The sequence below is a fragment of the Afipia sp. P52-10 genome, assembly GCF_000516555.1.
In the GTDB taxonomy this organism is placed as follows: domain Bacteria; phylum Pseudomonadota; class Alphaproteobacteria; order Rhizobiales; family Xanthobacteraceae; genus P52-10.
On the sequence record NZ_AZSJ01000003.1, the window covers coordinates 405,688 to 421,894 of the forward strand.

Here is a 16,207-nt window from a genome sequence, read left to right on the forward strand (position 1 = left end):
CAGCCGATGCTGCCCCTCGAAGGCATCACCGTCGTCGCCGTCGAGCAGGCGGTCGCAGCGCCGTTCTGCTCGACCCGCCTCGCCGACGCCGGCGCCACCGTCATCAAGGTGGAGCGCCCTGAGGGCGACTTCGCTCGCGCCTACGACGCCAACATCAAAGGCCAGAGCAGCTACTTCGTCTGGCTCAACCGCGGCAAGAAGTCGGTCATCATCGACATCGCCAGCGACGAAGGACGCAAGGAGCTGGAGGCACTGATCGCCAGTGCGGACGTGTTCCTACAGAACCTCAAACCCGGCGCGCTCGACAAGCTCGGCTTCGCGCGTGAGCGGTTGCGCAAGGATTATCCGAAGCTGATCCTCTGCTCCATCAGCGGCTACGGCGACAGCGGCCCCTACGCCCAGCGCAAGGCGTACGACCTGCTGATCCAGGCGGAGAGCGGACTGTGCTCGGTCACCGGCGGCGCTGAGGCCGCCTCCCGCGTAGGCATCTCGGTGGTCGATATTTCCACCGGCGCGACCGCGCATGCGGCGATCCTCGAAGCCTTGTTTGCCCGCACCCGCACCGGCCAGGGTGCCGACATCCGCGTATCGATGTTCGACGTGATGGCGGACTGGATGGCGGTACCGCTGATCAACTCCGAAGCCGGCAAGCCGCCGCCGCGCATGGGCCTGTCGCATCCCTCGATCGCGCCCTATGGCGCATTCACCTCGAAGGACGGCAAGGACATCCTGATCTCGATCCAGAGCGAGCGCGAGTGGAAAGTGTTCTGCGCGATCGTGATGGAGCAGCCGAAATTGCCGGAGAACCCGCTGTTTTCCAGCATGGTCGCTCGCGTGACGAACCGCGCCGAGACCGACAAGGCCGTCGCGGACGTGTTCGCTTCGCTCACCCGCGACCAGTTGATCGCCCGCCTCGACAAGGCCGACATCGCCTACGGCGAGGTCAACTCCGCCATCGATCTCGCAAGCCATCCGCATCTGCGGCGGATCGCTATCGACACCCCGAACGGACGCATCTCGGTGCCAGCACCGGCAGCGATCGTCCTTGGCGAGAACCGCAGCTATGGTGCCGTTCCCGCTCTGGGCTCGGATACCGAAACCATCATGAAGAAGGCAGCCAGCACGTCATGAGCACAACCCCCGCGCTCGATCTCGACCATCTCCGCAAGTGGATCGGCAAAGTCGACCAGACCTCCGATCTCGTCACCGCCCGCATGGCACAGGAGCTGCGCGCCTGCCTGTTCCTCGACATCGGCCAGCCCAAGAACGGCGATGCCGTACCGCTGACGACCCACTGGTGCCTGTCGCCGGCGATCGTCGCAGCGCCTGAAATCGGCCCGGACGGTCACCCGGCGCGGGGCGGCTTCTTGCCGCCGGTGCCGCTGCCGCGCCGCATGTGGGCCGGCGGCCAGACCGATTTCGTCGATCCGATCCGGGTCGGCGACGTCGTCACCAAACAGTCCGAGATCAAAGACGTCGAGGTAAAGCAGGGCTCCACCGGCACGCTCTGCTTTCTCACCATCGACCACACCTTCTCGACCCCGCGCGGCGTCGCGCTGAAGGAGCGCCAGAACATCGTCTATCGCGATCTGCCTCCGGCCGACGGCAAAGCCCCGCCTCCGCCACCCGCCGCGCCAAAGGCGCAGCATTCGGAAAGCATCAATGCCGACCCGGTACTGCTGTTCCGCTATTCGGCGGTCACCTTCAACGGCCACCGCATCCACTACGATCAGCCTTATGTGACGGGCGTCGAGGGCTATCCCGGACTGATCGTGCATGGCCCGCTGCAGGCGGCGCTGCTGCTGGAATATGCGATCAAACTGAAAGGCGGCGTTGCGCCGAAGCGGTTCGTGCATCGCGGCGTCAATCCGATGTTCGCAGGGCCGATGGCCGTCAACGCCCAGCCGACCGCCGATGGCTTCGAGCTCTGGACCACCAACCCGGCCGGCGCCGCCTGCATGAAGGCACAAGCGTCCTGGTGAGGTCGCAAAACACCTGAGACAGAAGCCCGGCCGAAGTGCCGGGCGTTTTTGTGCCTATTCGGCAGCCACCCCGCGCGCCTTGATACGCTCGGCCACCAATCTACGGGTGAGCGGGATCAATTCGCGGCCGTATTCAATGCAGTCGATCAACGGATCAAAGCCGCGGATCAGGAAAATCTCGACGCCCAAATCGTAATAGCCGAGCAGCGATTCCGCCACCTGCTGCGGCGTGCCGACCAGGGAGGTGGAGTTGCCCCGCGCACCCGTGAGATTAGCCATGCCGGTCCACAGCCGTTGGTCGAGCCGCTCGCCTTGCGCGGCCAGCGCGAGCAAACGTTTGGAGCCTTCATTGGGTGGTCCGGCGGGCTTGCGGATGTATCCGGTTTGGTTCTGCACGGCCTTGGCGCGTTCCAACAGCGCATCCGCTTTGGCCCAGGCTGCCTCCTCGGTGTCGGCCAGAATGGGACGGAACGACAGGCTGAAGCGCGGGGCCGCGCGACCGTTCTTGGCGCACGCCGCGCGCACCCGCGCGATGACGTTGCGCACCTCGTCATAGGTCTCGCCCCACAACGCGAACACATCCGCATGCTTGCCCGCCACCTCGATCGCGGCATCGGACGCGCCGGCGATGAACACCGGGATACCATTGGGCTGATAAGGCTTGAGCTGCGAGAACCCGCCCTTCACCTGATAATACTTGCCGTCGTAGTCGAACGGTTTCGCGCTGGTCCATTCGGCGCGGACGATATCGAGGAACTCGCTGGTGCGGGCATAGCGCTCATCCTTGTCATGGATCGTGTTGCCGTCCTGCGCCAACTCGCTGGAATCGCCGCCAGTGATGACGTTGAGCGAAATCCGCCCCTTGGTCAGATGGTCCAACGTCGCAAACTGCCGTGCGAACAGCGTCGGTGCCGTAAAGCCCGGCCGCTGTGCGATGAAGACATTCAAGCGCCCCGTGACCGAGGCAACGTGCTGACCGACCTGCAGACAATCCGGCAGGGTCGAATGAAACGCCAGCAAGGCGCGATCGAACCCGGCGTTCTCATGAGCCTTCGCCAAGGTCTCGATGTAGGTGACGTCGAGTAACGGCCCGGTGCGCGGCGTCGTCTCCGATGAGGCATTGTTACCGATGAACCCGATGAATTCGATCGCCATGGTTCTGCTCTTACAGCCACTGCACATTGCTCGCGATGATGAGCGCGAACCGGCTGCGCGTCAACGAATGGCCGCAGGAATACCCGTCTTGCCGCAGTGCAATGTCATCGAATGCGATGAGCAGCCTCAACTTGCATACGTCGCCGGATCCAGCGCAAAAACGATGCCTTGCCAGCTCGTTTCGCCTGCAGCGCGGCGGGCGGCATTGGCGCGGGCGGTGACGGCGAACAACCGCAACGCCTCCGCATCCCCCATGCCCGCCGTATCATAGCCCGTATGCTCAGCGAACAGGTCGCAACGCAACGCTCGGACCTCGGCGGCATCCTGAAAGCTTACGTTCATCTCTGTCTGGCTCAGGAACGATCGATCGGCAAAATTGGTCGAACCGATCGTCGCGAAGACGTCATCGACCAGCATCAGCTTGCCGTGGATGTATACATTTCCACGCGAGCCATCCGGCATCGGCCCGGCCAATCCCGCAAGTGTAAAGTTGTCATGCGAACCGCACGCTGCGATCAGGTCGAACAACGGCCGATGCTCGGACAACTCGCGAAAGCGTCGCATGTGGTGCTCGCCCTGCACCGGAACAACAGCCGCGACCTGCACACCACGCTCCAGGGCCCGCTTCAAACGCTCAAGCATCGCAATGGAACTGAAGGCTTGATTCTCGATGTAGATCGTCCGTCGCGCGGCGTCGATCGCGTGGCCATACTGCTCAGCGACCGAGAATTCACCAGCGGCGATATCGTAGGCCACCTCGCTCAGCGCCCAGGCCCCCTCGGCATAATGGCCATTCGGGATCGTGCGCTGGATCTGCGCAACCACCGATCCGCGCGACGGCGAAAGCCTCGTCGGCAGCGGCAGCATGTCGTCGCGCAGATGGCCGAAGACGCCGTCATCCTGGTGCCGCTCGCTCGCCTCGTTCCAGCGCTGGACGAAGTTGTGATGCACATCGGTCGCCGATGGTCCCGCGATTTCGATGTAGGCATCATGGTCCTGCGACTTGCCGTCGAGGCTGACATGCCCGCGCGGCGCGACCGTCGAAGGCCGCATATTCATGCCGCCGACGAAGGCGACTTCGGTCTCGTGGCCCGCATCGATGATCCAGCTCTTCTGGTGATGGAACGACCAGACCGGCGTCGAATCCCAGCGCGCATAGAATCGCGAACCGCGATTCTCGAGCCAGAGGCGCTGCTCCGCCGTACCGGAAAAGATGATCTGCCGCGGGAACGGTCCTTCGGCCGTGTGCCGATAGAAGATCACCCGCACGTCGATGCCACGGGCCGCCGCCGCATCCAGCACGTCGAACAGCGAGCCACGCCCATCCGGCATCCGAAATGCCTCCCAGATCCACGCCACCGTGACCCAGACGCTGTGGCGGGCCGCTTCCACGGCCTCGCAAATTCGACGAAAGGCAGGCTCGCCGTCGATCAACGGCCGCACGGCGTTGCCGGCCCGCACGGGATAGGAGCCGCTGCTCGCGAAGGGAATGGAACGTTCGCCGGAATGCATCTGCGGCCATGGTTCCGGCACCGCTCGCGCGTGTCAAGCACAGGCGGGGAAGGCAGCGTTGCGCTTACGCCGCCTTGCTCTCGATAATCATCTCCTCGACATCGCGAAGACGATCCTTACCGAAGAAGATTTCGTCGCCGACGAAGAATGTCGGCGAGCCGAAGCAGCCACGCTCCACCGATGCCTGGGTGTTGGCGACCAGTTTGTCCTTGATGGCCTGATCCTGGATCAGCGTTGCGAGCTTATCCACATCGAAGCCGCTCTCCTTCCAGGACGCGGCGACAATGGCCGGATCGTCCATCTTGCGCCCTTCCGCCCACATGAAGCGATACATCTGATCCACATACCGCGGGAAAATGCCGAGATGCTGAGCCGCGATCGCACCGCGCATCATCATCAGCGTGTTGACTGGAAAGTGCGGGTTCATCTTGAACGCCGTGATGTTGTGGCGCTTGATGAAACGCTGCATCTCGATCTTGCCGTATTCTCCCTTGTTCTTGATGCCGGCGTTGCTCTCGGCCGGAGAGCGGTTGTTGGTGGCCTTGAAGACGCCCCCGAGCAGCACCGGGACGTATTCGAACGTCGCACCCGTCCGCTTTTCGATCTCCGGGATGACGAGATGCGAGAGATAGGCATTCGGCGAGCCGAAATCGAAATGGAACTCGACCTTGGACATGGGTTCACCACTTCTCTGCGAAAGGACGGATTTCGTGCTCGAAGCTCCAGGCGTCGCGGGGCTGCGTGTAGAGATGCCAATACGCGCCAGCGATCGCCTCCGGCCGCATCAAGCGGTCGGGCGGCAGGTTGTCCAACGCCGCCTCGCCTTCCCGCGCCTTGATCCGCTCGCGTACGAAAGCCGTGTCGACGCCGGAATCGATGATCAGATGTGCGACATGGATGTTCTTCGGCCCAAGCTCCCGCGCAGCGCTCTGGGCCAGGGCGCGCAGACCGAACTTCGCGCTGGCGAACGCGGCATAGCCGACGCCGCCGCGCAGGCTGGCGGTGGCGCCGGTGAAGAAGATCGCGCCCCTGCCGCGCGGCACCATCAGTCGCGCGGCTTCCCGGCCGGCAAGAAAGCCACCGTAGCAAGCCATCTCCCAGACCTTCCGGAACACACGCTCGGTGGTTTCCGTGAAAGGGAAATTCACGTTCGCACCGACATTGAAGATGCAGACTTCAAGCGGTGCGTGCGCGTCCGCATCCTTCAGGAAGGCGGCGACCTCCTCCTCCTTGCGGCCATCGAGCGAACGGCCGACGGCCTTGCCGCCGGCAGCCTCGATCTCGGCCACGAGCGGTGCCAGCTTCTCGCCATGGCGACGGCCTGCGTAGACGGTGAAACCTTCGGCGGCGAACTTTTTGGCGATCGCGCCGCCGATGTAGTCGCCAGCCCCGATGATGGCGGCGGTTGCTCCTCGATCGGCAGCCATGGCGTCTCCTCTGGGGATTTTCTTTTAGCATGATGATCATCATGCACTTCGTCAAGGGAAATCCGCTGCATGAACTGCTGCGGCAGCATGACCGTTTCACTCCGTGCCGAGGCCGGATAAAGTCAGACGATGCTCCGGCTTCGCTCCGCACGCCCTGACGAAACTGCCGCACTGACAGAACTCTGCCTGCGCTCCAAGGCCGTCTGGGGTTACGACGAGGCCTTCATGACGGCGTGTCGCGCCGAACTGACCATCACGCCGGATGATCTGGAACGCTTCTCGCTGCAGGTCGCATGTGCAGGCAACGATCTCGTCGGCGTCGCTCAGGTGGTGATCGATGGCCGCGAGGCCGATCTCGCCAAACTGTTCGTGGAGCCTTCAGCGCTGCGCACAGGGGCCGGACGGACCTTATTCGATTGGGCGGCCCGCGAGGCCCGCCGGCAGGGGGCACAGCGGCTGTGGATCGAGGCCGACCCGGATGCCGCGGCATTCTATCGGCGAATGGGTGCGGTGGACGACGGCACTGTTGCGTCCGGCAGCATTCCCGGTCGCCTCCTGCCACGGCTCAGACTGGAACTCTCAGTCCCGACAGCCACCGATTCCGCGAAATCCGACCCGACCGCGTGAGGCCTTGAGCACCAGTCGGATCACAAAGCAAAAGGGCGCCCATCCGGACGCCCTTGATGACGTATCGAAGACACGTCCTGATTGAAGCGAGCCTCTCAGCGCTTCTTGGCGCGCGCCTTGCGGGCAGCATAGCGCGCATCGCGCTCGGCCTTCTTCTGGGCTTCTTCTTCCTTTTCCCGCTCCTCGCGCTCGATTCGTTCGCGATCCTTGCGGTCGAGTTCCTCCTGAAGCCGCCTTGCAGCCTCCTGGCGCTCGATTTCGGCGAGCCGCTCCCGCTCCCGCTCCTCGGCTTCCTTCTTGGCCTGCCGCTCGGCGCGCGCGGCAATGACCGCCTGCCGCTCCCGCTCGCGGGCTTCGTATTCGGGATGGCCGGGACCCGGTTTTGCCTTGAATTTCTCCAGCAGCGCCTTCTTTGCGTCCTGCGCAGCGCGCTGGCGCTCGTCAAACTTCGGGTCTCTAAAGCCCATTGCAATCCGATACCTGTTGGGGAATTTCGGACGCTGATTTGCCGCGTGGAGCGGCATTTTTCAAGGGGCGAGGCCTGCTTTTTTGCAGATAGCGGCCTGCGTGGAGCGGGCGCGAAACCATGCATCTCGTTGGATCGCGTGCAGCGGATCGGACATTTCGCGTTCATCGAGCCGCAGCTGCAGCCTCGCCAAACGCTGAACCCCTCGTTAGCGCGAACGCGGTTCGATCAGGATGCTCTGGGCCGCCCGTCCGAAATAGCCACCCGCATCGGCCAGTTTACCGCTAGCGATGCCGCTGCCGTCGGGCCCAAGCCAGGTTTCGGCATCGAGCAACACCCAATCGCCAACCGGATCGCGCGCGAGCGTCACCTGCAGGTCGCCGTTGAGAAACGTCCAGGATCGGAAATCCAGCACGGACGATAGCCCGTTGCAGAAATCGGCGGCGATCACTGCCCGCATGGCCGCCGAGTTGTCCTGCCCGGCAACGATCGGCCGCGTGACGCGAAACCACGCCGCACCGGGCCCTGGCTTATTGAAGCCCCCCTTCACGACGCTCATGCTCAGGCAGGCCATGAAGGGGTTGTCCGTGATCTTGCCTTGCGCGATGTGCCCCTGCTCCGGGCCCGGCAGCGTCACCGACTCGCGCGCCTGGGCGTCACCGAGATCATACGCGGCCCTCCGGATCCTCAGCACCGTGCCACGAACGGCGAGCTTTCCATCCGCGATCAGATCGATGTTGCAGAGCTGAATCTTGCGGCCCTCGCGCAGGACTTCGGTCTTCGCCTCCAAAGGGGCAACCGGTACCGGACGCATCAGATCGACCGTCAGGCGCGCGATCCGCATCGGCACCGCCGTCGGCACCGCCTCGGCCATCGCGACGATCAGGGCCGAGGGCGCTGAACCGTGCTGCATCGTCTTGTCCCATGGGCCGCCCGCCATCGGCCCGGTGGTGACGCACGAGCCGTCCAGCCGGTAAACCGTGTCCATCGTCGCTCCTCGTCGTGGGGGCTTGCGGGCTCCGACGAGCCGCACGGGCGCCGGCAGCCCAACGCCGCCAGCGCATCGATCATATGTATCATGCCGTGGCGAATAAAGTCACTCGAGCTTGACGTTTGCCGCCTTGATCACCTCGGCGTTGGCCGCGATGTCGGCTCTCTTGAACTCCGCGATTTGCGCCGGCGTCTGGATCGGCATTGCCACGCTGATCTCCCGCATCTTCTTCTTCATCTCGTCGGTCGCGGCGATCTCCCGAATCTTGGCATTGAACTTGTCGACAATCTCCGACGACGTTCCGGCCGGCGCCCACACGCAGTACCAGATTGGCTCGTCGGCACCAGAGAGCCCGAGCTCGGTCAAGGTCGGCGTGTCGGGGAAATCCGGCGAACGGGTCGGATAGTTGATGTTCAGCAGGATCAGCTTGCCCGCCTTCACATGCGGCAGCACGTTGATCTCGTTCATCATCTGCACGTTGCCGGGCAGGAGATCGTTCAACGCATCGGCGCTGCCGCGGTACGGGACATGGGTGATGTCGATGCCCGCCTTGTACTTCAGCATCTCGATACGCAAATGCGCGCCGCTACCGAGACCCGCCGAACCATAGTTCAGCTTGCCGGGATTCTTCTTGGCATACTCGACCATTTCCTTGAACGTCCGCACGCCGACATTCGGATGTATCACGAAGCCGCAAACGAGATCGCCGACCCGGCCGACCGGCATGAAGTCCTTCTCGGCGTTATAGGGCATCTGCCGCAGGCTCGGCAGCACCGTGAGCGGCCCATTCGGCGTGAGCAGGAACGTGTAGCCGTCCGGTGCCGACTTCGCGACGACCTCAGTGCCGATCATGCCGCCGGCACCGCCGCGATTGTCGATCACGAATGGCTGACCGAACGCCTGCGACAGCGCATCGGCCCAGGGGCGCGCGATCAGGTCGCTCGCGCCGCCCGGCGCATAGGGAACGATGATCCTGACAGGCTTGTTCGGCCACGATACGGCTTGCGCGGAGGCCTTGGTTATGGAGAAGCCGCCCATGGCGGCGGCTCCCGAGAGTTTCAGAAATTCGCGGCGTTTCATCGTTTCTTCTCCCTTTCGTTCATCCGCCGTTCTGACGAGGCGGTCTGCTCATTCCAGTTTGACTTTCGCGATCTTGATCAACTCGGCATTGGTCGCGAAGTCGTTCTTCATGAAGGCGGCGATCTCCTCCGGCCTCTGCGGCGGAACGTCGGCGCTGATCTCCCGCATCCGCTGCTTCATGTCGTCGGTCGCGGTGATCTCCAGCATCTTCGCGTTCATCTTGTTGATGATGCTCGCCGGCGTCCCCTTCGGGGCGAAGGTGCAGTACCACAGCGGCTCGTCCGCGCCCGTGACACCCAGCTCCGTCAACGTCGGCACGTCTGGAAAGTCCGGCGACCGTTTTGGATAGTTGATGTTGAGCAGCAGCAACTTGCCGGCCTTCACATGCGGCAGCACGTTGATCTCGTTCATCATCTGGATATTGCCAGGCAGCAGGTCGTTCAGCGCATCGGCACTGCCGCGATACGGCACATGGATGATATCGACGCCGGTCTTGTACTTCAGCATCTCCAGACGCATGTGCGTCCCGGTCGCCAGCCCCGCCGAACCATAGTTCAGCTTGCCGGGATTCTTCTTCGCATGATCGATCATCTCGGCGAACGTCTTCGGTCCGACTGAGGGATGGATGACGAAGCCGCAGACGAGATCACCGAGGCGGCCGACGGGAATGAGATCGCTCGTCGCATCATAGGGCGCCTGCCGCAGGCTCGGGATGATCGTCAACGGCCCGTTCGGCGTCATCAGGAAGGTGTAGCCGTCCGGCGCCGACTTCGCCACCGCCTCAGTGCCGATCATGCCGCCCGCACCACCGCGATTGTCGATCACAAATGGCTGGCCGAACGCCTGGCTGAGCTTGTCGGCCCATGGCCGCGCGACCATGTCACTTGCGCCGCCCGGCGCATAGGGAACGATGATCTTGACCGGTTTATTCGGCCAGCTGGCCTCCTGCGCGGATACGTAAGGTGCCGCGAGGCCACTCATTGCAGCAGCGCCCGCCATCGTCAGAAACTCACGACGCTTCATCGTTTCCACCCCTGATGTTGGATCTGACCGGCGGATTAATCCGCTCTTGTCATTGGACGCGTTCGCGTCATTCCAGTTTGATGTTCGCCGCCTTGATGACCTCGACGTTGTTCTTGATATCGGCCTTTAGAAAATCAGCCATCTCGGCCGGTGTCTGCGAAGGCAGATCGACGCTGAGCTTCGCCATCGTCGTTTGCATGTCGGCGGTCTTGCCGATCTCAGTGACCTTGGCGTTGAACTTCTGCACGATATCGGCCGGCGTGCCGGCCGGCGCCTGAATCGAATACCAGCTCGGCACATCGGAGTTCGGATAACCGAGCTCGGTCAGCGTCGGCGCGTCGGGAAACTCCGGCGAACGCTTCGGCGCATTGATGTTGAGCAGGATCAGCCGGCCAGCCTTCACATGAGGCAGCGGGTTAATCTCGTTCATCATGTGCACGCTGCCGGCAAGCAGATCGTTGAGTGAATCCGCACTGCCACGATAGGGCACATGCAGGATGTCGAGGCCGGTGCGATACTTCAGCATCTCGATACGCATATGCGTCGAGGTGCCGAGCCCGGCTGAGCCATACGACAGCTTGCCGGGATTCTTTCGCGCGTAGTCCAGCATCTCGTTGAATGTCTTCACGCCCACCGACGGGTGGATCACGAAACCGGAGATCAGATCGCCGACGCGCGCCACCGGCGTAAAGCTCGTCATCGGATCATACGGCACCTGACGCAGGATCGGCAGAATGTTCAGCGGTGCGGACGGCGTCAGCAGGAAGGTGTAGCCGTCCGGCGCCGACTTGGCGACCGCCTCGGTGCCGATCATCCCGCCGGCGCCGCCGCGGTTTTCGATGACGAAGGTCTGGCCGAACGCTTGGCTCAGCTTGTCTGCCCACGGCCGGCCGATCAGATCGGTTGCGCCGCCCGGCGCATAGGGCAGGATCAGTTTGACCGGCTTATTGGGCCAGGCCGTTTGCGCAGAGACGTGCGAGGCGGACAGACCGCCGAGCGCGGTAGCCCCCGCAAGCTTCAAGAATGCGCGACGCTTCATCCCTTATTCCTCCCCTACTCACCAGCGGCGATTATCCGCCTTGTTGTTGTGAGCGATGCGACCACCAACCCTGTTGCGTGTCAATGGCATCACGTGTCGCGGCTCAGAACGGATGTGATTTTCCGCGCGTTTCTGAAGCAAGCAACCAAGCAACCACCCATGCGACGTTCGTGCGGCGGACGTGCATCATCGTGCTCTAGCAACTCTACGTGCGCCATAAGCAATGATCCGGCAACGTTCACACGCTGCCGGATCATATCCTTCTCGCAACACGTGACGGAGCGAACTACCAGGTTGCGTCCAGAACCTCGCTCAGCAGCTCCCTCTCCTTGACGAACTCCTGCTTCGGGTCTGCATTGAAGTTCTTCAACGATGCTTCGAGGATCTTCTCGGCGCTGGAGCGCGGGATGTCGAGCTGGGTCAGGTTTGACGGCATCCCCACCGAGGCAAACACCTTTTCGAGCTGGTCCGCGGCGCGGAACGGCGCATCCGCAACCGGATCACCGTCCTTCCAAACACCAAGTGCCTTGGCGATCGCGCACATTTCTTTCGGATCGCGCGGGCCGAGCCTGCGCATCACCACCGGCGTCATCGCGCAATGCGCAGCCCCCTGCGACACATGCTCGTGCAGATTGAACAGTGCGGCCGCATAGGCATAGACAACACGGCTGACCCAGTGGCGGACCGGCGCACCGCCGTCATCAACCTCGCGGTTCTGCAGGAAGGTTGCGACACAGAGATCGTTGCGGGCCGCGACATCGCGCGGGTCCTGCAACCGCGGCAGCGCGTTGCTGACGATATCGAACACTTGCCGCCGGTTGAAATCAGCAAGCGGGGTGGCGCGCGTGTAGCCCATGTTCATGATCGCACGCCAATAGATCGCGCCGCCACTGGCACAGACCATCGACACCGGCGCGGTCAGGAGCGCATCGTTGTCCCAGAACAGCGCCACCGGCCGGGTCTTCGGATCGAAGAACTCCATGCGGCGGCCGGCATCCGCCTTCACCGGCGAGCCAGCCCGGTTCTGCGCCGAGGAGCCAACCGTCACGATGTTGATGATCGGCAGCTTCGGCGCCATCAGCTTCGGGCTGATCGCCGGCATCCCCGGCGGATACTGGGTAATCAGCTTCTCGACCGGCTCCTTCTCGGCGAGCAGGATGGCCGTCACCCGCGCCCCCTGAATGACACTGCCGGCGCCGATGGCGATCAGAATATCGGCATTGACCTCGCGCGCCTTGTCGCGGGCTGCGACCACGTCCTCGTAGGGCGTATCCTTGCCGATCTCGTCGTACATGCCGGCGAACTGCTCGCCGAGCAGTTCGCGCACACGCGTTACGAGGTTCGTCTTACGCGAAACCGACCGGCCGCAAATGATGAACGCCCGCTTCGCCCGATGCCGCCCGACCTCCGCTGGCAAGTTCTCCAGCGCATCCTGGCCGCTGTAAACGCGGACCGGGTAGCTGACGAGGCGAAAGTCGTGGGAATGCGAGACGGTGGCGTTCATTGTTTGCTCTCGTTGGACCGCGCAATCCACGCGGTCATTCCAGTTTGATGTTGGCTGCCTTGATGAGCTCGGCGTTGTTCTTCATATCGTTGATCAGGAACTCCGTCATCTGCGCAATCGTCTGGCTGCGCGGCGCTGCGCTGACTTGACGGAGCTTGGTTTGCATCTCTGGGGTGGCGGTGATCTCGGTGACCTTGGCGTGGAACTTTTCGACAATCTCCTTGGGCGTTCCCGCAGGCGCCCAGATCGCATACCAACTGGGCAGATCCGAGTTCGGATAACCGCATTCGGTGAGGGTCGGAATCTCCGGCATCTCCGGCGAGCGGTCCTCGGAGTTGAAGCAGAGCTGGATCAGGCGCCCAGCCTTGGCGTGCGGCAGCGTATTGATCTCACACATCATCTGGATGTTGCCCGGCAGTAGATCGTTCAGCGCGTCAGCGGCGCCACGATACGGCACATGCAGGATATCAACGCCGGCGCGGTACTTCAGCATCTCGATGCGCATGTGCTGGATGCTGCCGAGACCGGCCGAGCCGTAGGCGAGCTTGCCGGGATTCTTCTTCGCGTAAGCCACCGTCTCCTGCAACGTCTTCGGTCCGACCGACGGATGCAGCGTGAAGCCGGCGACGCTGTCGCCGATGCGCGCGACCGGCATGAAGCTCTTCTGGGTATCATAGGGCGTCTGCCGCAGCAGCGGCAGAATGCTGAGCGCCGCCGATGGCGTCATCAGGAAGGTGTAGCCGTCGGGCGCCGATTTCGCCGCCGCTTCGCAACCGATCATACCGGCGGCACCGCCGCGGTTCTCGATCACGAACGACTGACCGAAAGCCTGGCTGAGCGCATCCGCCCACGGACGGCCGATGATGTCGCTGGCCCCTCCCGGCGCATAGGGAATGATCAGCTTCACCGGCCGGTTCGGCCACGATGCGGCTTGCGCAGATGCCTTACGGCTGACGGTGGCGCCCGCGAGGGCTCCTGCCGAAAAGGTCAGAAAATCACGACGGCGCATTCTTGTTGTCCTCCTTGGGAGATGCGTATCCTGGTTTTAAGGTGCGGAGCAAACCGCACCGTCATTTCATGACTTCATTCATCGATCAGTCGCGTCACGAACCGGACAGCGCCTTGACCTGCGCGCAATCTGGGCCCGCCTGCGACCTCGGCAGCACTGCAAATGATGGCGCGCCGGGAATGTCGCAACTGATAGTGCAAAAAGTTGCAAGTCCCTGGCAAGCGCCCGTTCGATGCCACGAGTGACCGAGCACGACCATCTGCTCCGGTCCGGAAAGCCTGCACCTGCCGGGCCGGAACGCGCAGGCCTATTCCTGAAACGCCTCCTCGCGCTTCTTGCGCACGTTGGGCGCGATCACGATCAAGAGCAGGATCGCCGCCATGATCAGGAACGTGAGCGACAACGGACGGTCGACGAAGACCATCGGGTCGCCGCGCGACAGCAACATCGCCCGCCGCATGTAGACTTCCATCAGCGGCCCGAGGATGAAGCCGAGCAGCAGCGGCGCCGGCTCACATTCGAGCTTCATGAACAGATAGCCGAAGAAGCCGAAGAAGGCGATCAGCAGCACCTCTTCCGCAGCATTGTTGAGGCTATAGGTGCCGATGCAGCAGAAGAACAGAATTGCGATCGCCAACAGGCGGTACGGCACGAGCAGCATGCGAACCCAGATGCTGATCAACGGCAGGTTGAGGACAATCAACATCAGGTTGCCGAGCCACATCGACACGATCAGGCCCCAGACGAGGCCCGGCCGCTGCTCCATCACCTGCGGCCCCGGGATGATGCCGTGGATCATCATGCCGCCGATCATCAGCGCCATCACCGGGTTGGAGGGAATGCCGAGCGTCAGCATCGGGATGAACGAGGTCTGCGCTGCGGCGTTGTTGGCGCTTTCGGGCGCCGCCACACCTTCGATCGCTCCCTTGCCGAACCGCTCCGGCGTGCGCGAGAGCTTCTTCTCCAGCGTATAGGCCGAGAACGACGACAGCACCGCGCCGCCGCCCGGCAACAGGCCGAGGAAGCTGCCGAGGATCGTACCACGCAGGATCGGGCCCGCCGAACGCTTGAGATCCTCACGCGTCGGCATGAGGCCGGAGACCTTGGCGCTGACGAGATCGCGCCGCTCGGTGTTGGTCAGATTGTGCATGATCTCGGCGATGCCGAACACACCCATCGCCAGCGGCACGAAACCGATGCCGTCGAACAGCGACGATATCTCGAAGGTGAACCGTGTGTTGCCGGTGTTGACGTCGGTGCCGACAAGCCCGAGCAGCATGCCGAGGAAGATCATGCCCACGGCTTTGATCACTGACCCGCGGGCCAGCACGATGGCGAACACGAGGCCGAGAACCATCAGCGAGAAATAATCGGCGGCCGCGAACTGCTGCGCGACCTTGGTCAGCGGCGGCGCCGCAAGAGCGATGACGATCGTCGCCACGCAGCCGGCGAAGAACGAACCGATCGCAGCGATCGCGAGCGCAGGCCCCGCCCGTCCTTGCCGCGCCATCTGGTAGCCGTCGATGCAGGTGACCACCGAACTCGACTCGCCGGGAAGGTTGACGAGCACCGCGGTCGTCGATCCGCCGTATTGAGCGCCGTAGTAAATGCCCGCGAGCATGATCAGCGCGCCTTCCGGCGTCAGGTGATAGGTCACCGGCAACAGCAGTGCGAGGGTCGCGACCGGACCAACGCCGGGGAGGACGCCGATCGCGGTGCCGATCATCGCACCACACAGACACCAGAAGAGATTCTTGAGCGAAACCGCGACGGAGATGCCGAGCGCGAGATTGCTGAACAGACCGCTCACATCCATGGCAGCACCTTGATCGGCATACCGAGGCCATAGATGAAGAGACCGACGCCGATCGCCAGCATCAGCACCATGAACAGCGCAAACTCACCCCAGCGGGTGTCCGGCGTGCCGAGCGCAGCAAGTGTCATCGATACGATCATCGCCACGACGAGGCCTGCGGGATCGACAAGCAGCGCGAAGGCGATGGTCGCGAGCGTGATCATGATCAGCGGCCGCCACGCCCAGGCATCGAGCTTCGGCCCTTCGGCAAGAAGCGCCTGAATGCAGAGCAGCACGCCGCTCCCCATCAAGCACCAGGCAAGGATGCGCGGCAGTACGCCGGTCCCCGGTCGCTGCGGAATGCCCATGTTGTAACTTGCGCCGATGTAGTAGGCGCCGATGCCGATCGCGAGAAACATCAGCCCCGCGGCAAAGTCCTTGGAACTCTTAACATGCATGCCTGGCAGCTCCTCCCCGAGCGCGAACCGCTTCTTGATTGTCGACCATACCGCTTCCACGGCGCTGTGCTGGGTGTTTCCCTCTCGCGATCCCGTTGTCCCCGATCCGCGTGCACGCTCAATCCGTACAATCAACGCG

16 protein-coding genes are annotated in these 16,207 nt (G+C 63.2%); 3 read left to right on the plus strand and 13 right to left on the minus strand.

Features of this window, described 5'->3' with window-relative positions; translation table 11 throughout:
- The first annotated feature begins 6 nt into the window (after window positions 1–6).
- Window positions 7–1,131, plus strand: a complete 1,125-nt coding sequence (locus X566_RS03250) for a CaiB/BaiF CoA-transferase family protein (RefSeq protein ID WP_034463414.1) — start codon at window positions 7–9, stop codon at window positions 1,129–1,131.
- Window positions 1,128–1,982, plus strand: coding sequence for a MaoC family dehydratase N-terminal domain-containing protein (locus tag X566_RS03255; protein WP_034463416.1), 855 nt, complete (start codon window positions 1,128–1,130; stop codon window positions 1,980–1,982). The genes X566_RS03250 and X566_RS03255 overlap by 4 nt, the downstream gene beginning before the upstream one ends.
- 54 nt (window positions 1,983–2,036) lie before the next feature.
- On the opposite strand, the gene X566_RS03260 is transcribed toward X566_RS03255, so the two are convergent.
- The 4 genes from X566_RS03260 to X566_RS03275 form a co-directional block, all read right to left on the minus strand.
- Entirely contained in the window at window positions 2,037–3,137 is a 1,101-nt protein-coding gene (locus X566_RS03260; protein ID WP_034463423.1) for an LLM class flavin-dependent oxidoreductase, read from the minus strand.
- A 126-nt stretch (window positions 3,138–3,263) separates the two neighbouring features.
- Window positions 3,264–4,649 carry a phosphatidylserine/phosphatidylglycerophosphate/cardiolipin synthase family protein gene (locus X566_RS03265; RefSeq protein ID WP_034463424.1) on the minus strand — a complete coding sequence of 462 codons (1,386 nt, stop codon included), beginning with the start codon at window positions 4,647–4,649 and terminating at the stop codon, window positions 3,264–3,266.
- Between the two features lie 64 nt (window positions 4,650–4,713).
- Window positions 4,714–5,325: a 2-hydroxychromene-2-carboxylate isomerase gene (locus X566_RS03270; protein ID WP_034463426.1), complete on the minus strand. Its 612-nt coding sequence runs from the start codon at window positions 5,323–5,325 to the stop codon at window positions 4,714–4,716.
- A gap of 4 nt (window positions 5,326–5,329) precedes the next feature.
- Window positions 5,330–6,076 (minus strand): SDR family NAD(P)-dependent oxidoreductase, encoded by a 747-nt coding sequence (locus X566_RS03275; RefSeq protein ID WP_034463428.1) that lies wholly within the window; start codon window positions 6,074–6,076, stop codon window positions 5,330–5,332.
- A gap of 129 nt (window positions 6,077–6,205) precedes the next feature.
- Between X566_RS03275 and X566_RS03280 the strand changes: the two genes are divergently transcribed.
- Window positions 6,206–6,703, plus strand: a complete 498-nt coding sequence (locus X566_RS03280) for a GNAT family N-acetyltransferase (RefSeq protein WP_034463430.1) — start codon at window positions 6,206–6,208, stop codon at window positions 6,701–6,703.
- Between the two features lie 95 nt (window positions 6,704–6,798).
- Here the strand turns inward: X566_RS03280 and X566_RS03285 are convergent, their stop codons facing one another.
- The 9 genes from X566_RS03285 to X566_RS03325 form a co-directional block, all read right to left on the minus strand.
- Window positions 6,799–7,170 carry a DUF6481 family protein gene (locus X566_RS03285; RefSeq protein ID WP_034463434.1) on the minus strand — a complete coding sequence of 124 codons (372 nt, stop codon included), beginning with the start codon at window positions 7,168–7,170 and terminating at the stop codon, window positions 6,799–6,801.
- A 207-nt stretch (window positions 7,171–7,377) separates the two neighbouring features.
- On the minus strand, window positions 7,378–8,157 hold the full coding sequence (locus X566_RS03290) for a thioesterase family protein (protein ID WP_034463437.1): 780 nt from the start codon (window positions 8,155–8,157) through the stop codon (window positions 7,378–7,380).
- Between the two features lie 108 nt (window positions 8,158–8,265).
- The gene (locus X566_RS03295) at window positions 8,266–9,240 is read right to left on the minus strand and encodes a tripartite tricarboxylate transporter substrate binding protein (RefSeq protein ID WP_034463440.1); all 975 of its coding nucleotides are present in this window, start codon (window positions 9,238–9,240) and stop codon (window positions 8,266–8,268) included.
- Between the two features lie 48 nt (window positions 9,241–9,288).
- Window positions 9,289–10,263: a tripartite tricarboxylate transporter substrate binding protein gene (locus tag X566_RS03300; protein WP_034463442.1), complete on the minus strand. Its 975-nt coding sequence runs from the start codon at window positions 10,261–10,263 to the stop codon at window positions 9,289–9,291.
- Window positions 10,264–10,330: 67 nt separating this feature from the next.
- Window positions 10,331–11,302 (minus strand): tripartite tricarboxylate transporter substrate binding protein, encoded by a 972-nt coding sequence (locus tag X566_RS03305; protein ID WP_034463444.1) that lies wholly within the window; start codon window positions 11,300–11,302, stop codon window positions 10,331–10,333.
- A 286-nt stretch (window positions 11,303–11,588) separates the two neighbouring features.
- Window positions 11,589–12,806, minus strand: coding sequence for an iron-containing alcohol dehydrogenase family protein (locus tag X566_RS23820; RefSeq protein ID WP_051443841.1), 1,218 nt, complete (start codon window positions 12,804–12,806; stop codon window positions 11,589–11,591).
- 34 nt (window positions 12,807–12,840) lie between these two features.
- Entirely contained in the window at window positions 12,841–13,815 is a 975-nt protein-coding gene (locus X566_RS03315) for a tripartite tricarboxylate transporter substrate binding protein (RefSeq protein ID WP_034463445.1), read from the minus strand.
- 307 nt (window positions 13,816–14,122) lie between these two features.
- Window positions 14,123–15,631 (minus strand): tripartite tricarboxylate transporter permease, encoded by a 1,509-nt coding sequence (locus tag X566_RS03320; RefSeq protein WP_034463447.1) that lies wholly within the window; start codon window positions 15,629–15,631, stop codon window positions 14,123–14,125.
- A complete protein-coding gene (locus X566_RS03325) occupies window positions 15,622–16,068 on the minus strand; it encodes a tripartite tricarboxylate transporter TctB family protein (RefSeq protein WP_152539785.1) in 447 nt (148 codons plus the stop codon). The genes X566_RS03320 and X566_RS03325 overlap by 10 nt, the downstream gene beginning before the upstream one ends.
- Window positions 16,069–16,207: the final 139 nt, after the last annotated feature.

Coding starts and splice junctions, on each gene's coding strand:
- X566_RS03250 (WP_034463414.1), top strand. CDS start 7: ATGCTGCCCCTCGAAGGCATCACCGTCGTCGCCGTCGAGCAGGCGGTC.
- X566_RS03255 (WP_034463416.1), top strand. CDS start 1,128: ATGAGCACAACCCCCGCGCTCGATCTCGACCATCTCCGCAAGTGGATC.
- X566_RS03260 (WP_034463423.1), bottom strand. CDS start 3,137: ATGGCGATCGAATTCATCGGGTTCATCGGTAACAATGCCTCATCGGAG.
- X566_RS03265 (WP_034463424.1), bottom strand. CDS start 4,649: ATGCATTCCGGCGAACGTTCCATTCCCTTCGCGAGCAGCGGCTCCTAT.
- X566_RS03270 (WP_034463426.1), bottom strand. CDS start 5,325: ATGTCCAAGGTCGAGTTCCATTTCGATTTCGGCTCGCCGAATGCCTAT.
- X566_RS03275 (WP_034463428.1), bottom strand. CDS start 6,076: ATGGCTGCCGATCGAGGAGCAACCGCCGCCATCATCGGGGCTGGCGAC.
- X566_RS03280 (WP_034463430.1), top strand. CDS start 6,206: ATGCTCCGGCTTCGCTCCGCACGCCCTGACGAAACTGCCGCACTGACA.
- X566_RS03285 (WP_034463434.1), bottom strand. CDS start 7,170: ATGGGCTTTAGAGACCCGAAGTTTGACGAGCGCCAGCGCGCTGCGCAG.
- X566_RS03290 (WP_034463437.1), bottom strand. CDS start 8,157: ATGGACACGGTTTACCGGCTGGACGGCTCGTGCGTCACCACCGGGCCG.
- X566_RS03295 (WP_034463440.1), bottom strand. CDS start 9,240: ATGAAACGCCGCGAATTTCTGAAACTCTCGGGAGCCGCCGCCATGGGC.
- X566_RS03300 (WP_034463442.1), bottom strand. CDS start 10,263: ATGAAGCGTCGTGAGTTTCTGACGATGGCGGGCGCTGCTGCAATGAGT.
- X566_RS03305 (WP_034463444.1), bottom strand. CDS start 11,302: ATGAAGCGTCGCGCATTCTTGAAGCTTGCGGGGGCTACCGCGCTCGGC.
- X566_RS23820 (WP_051443841.1), bottom strand. CDS start 12,806: ATGAACGCCACCGTCTCGCATTCCCACGACTTTCGCCTCGTCAGCTAC.
- X566_RS03315 (WP_034463445.1), bottom strand. CDS start 13,815: ATGCGCCGTCGTGATTTTCTGACCTTTTCGGCAGGAGCCCTCGCGGGC.
- X566_RS03320 (WP_034463447.1), bottom strand. CDS start 15,631: ATGGATGTGAGCGGTCTGTTCAGCAATCTCGCGCTCGGCATCTCCGTC.
- X566_RS03325 (WP_152539785.1), bottom strand. CDS start 16,068: ATGCATGTTAAGAGTTCCAAGGACTTTGCCGCGGGGCTGATGTTTCTC.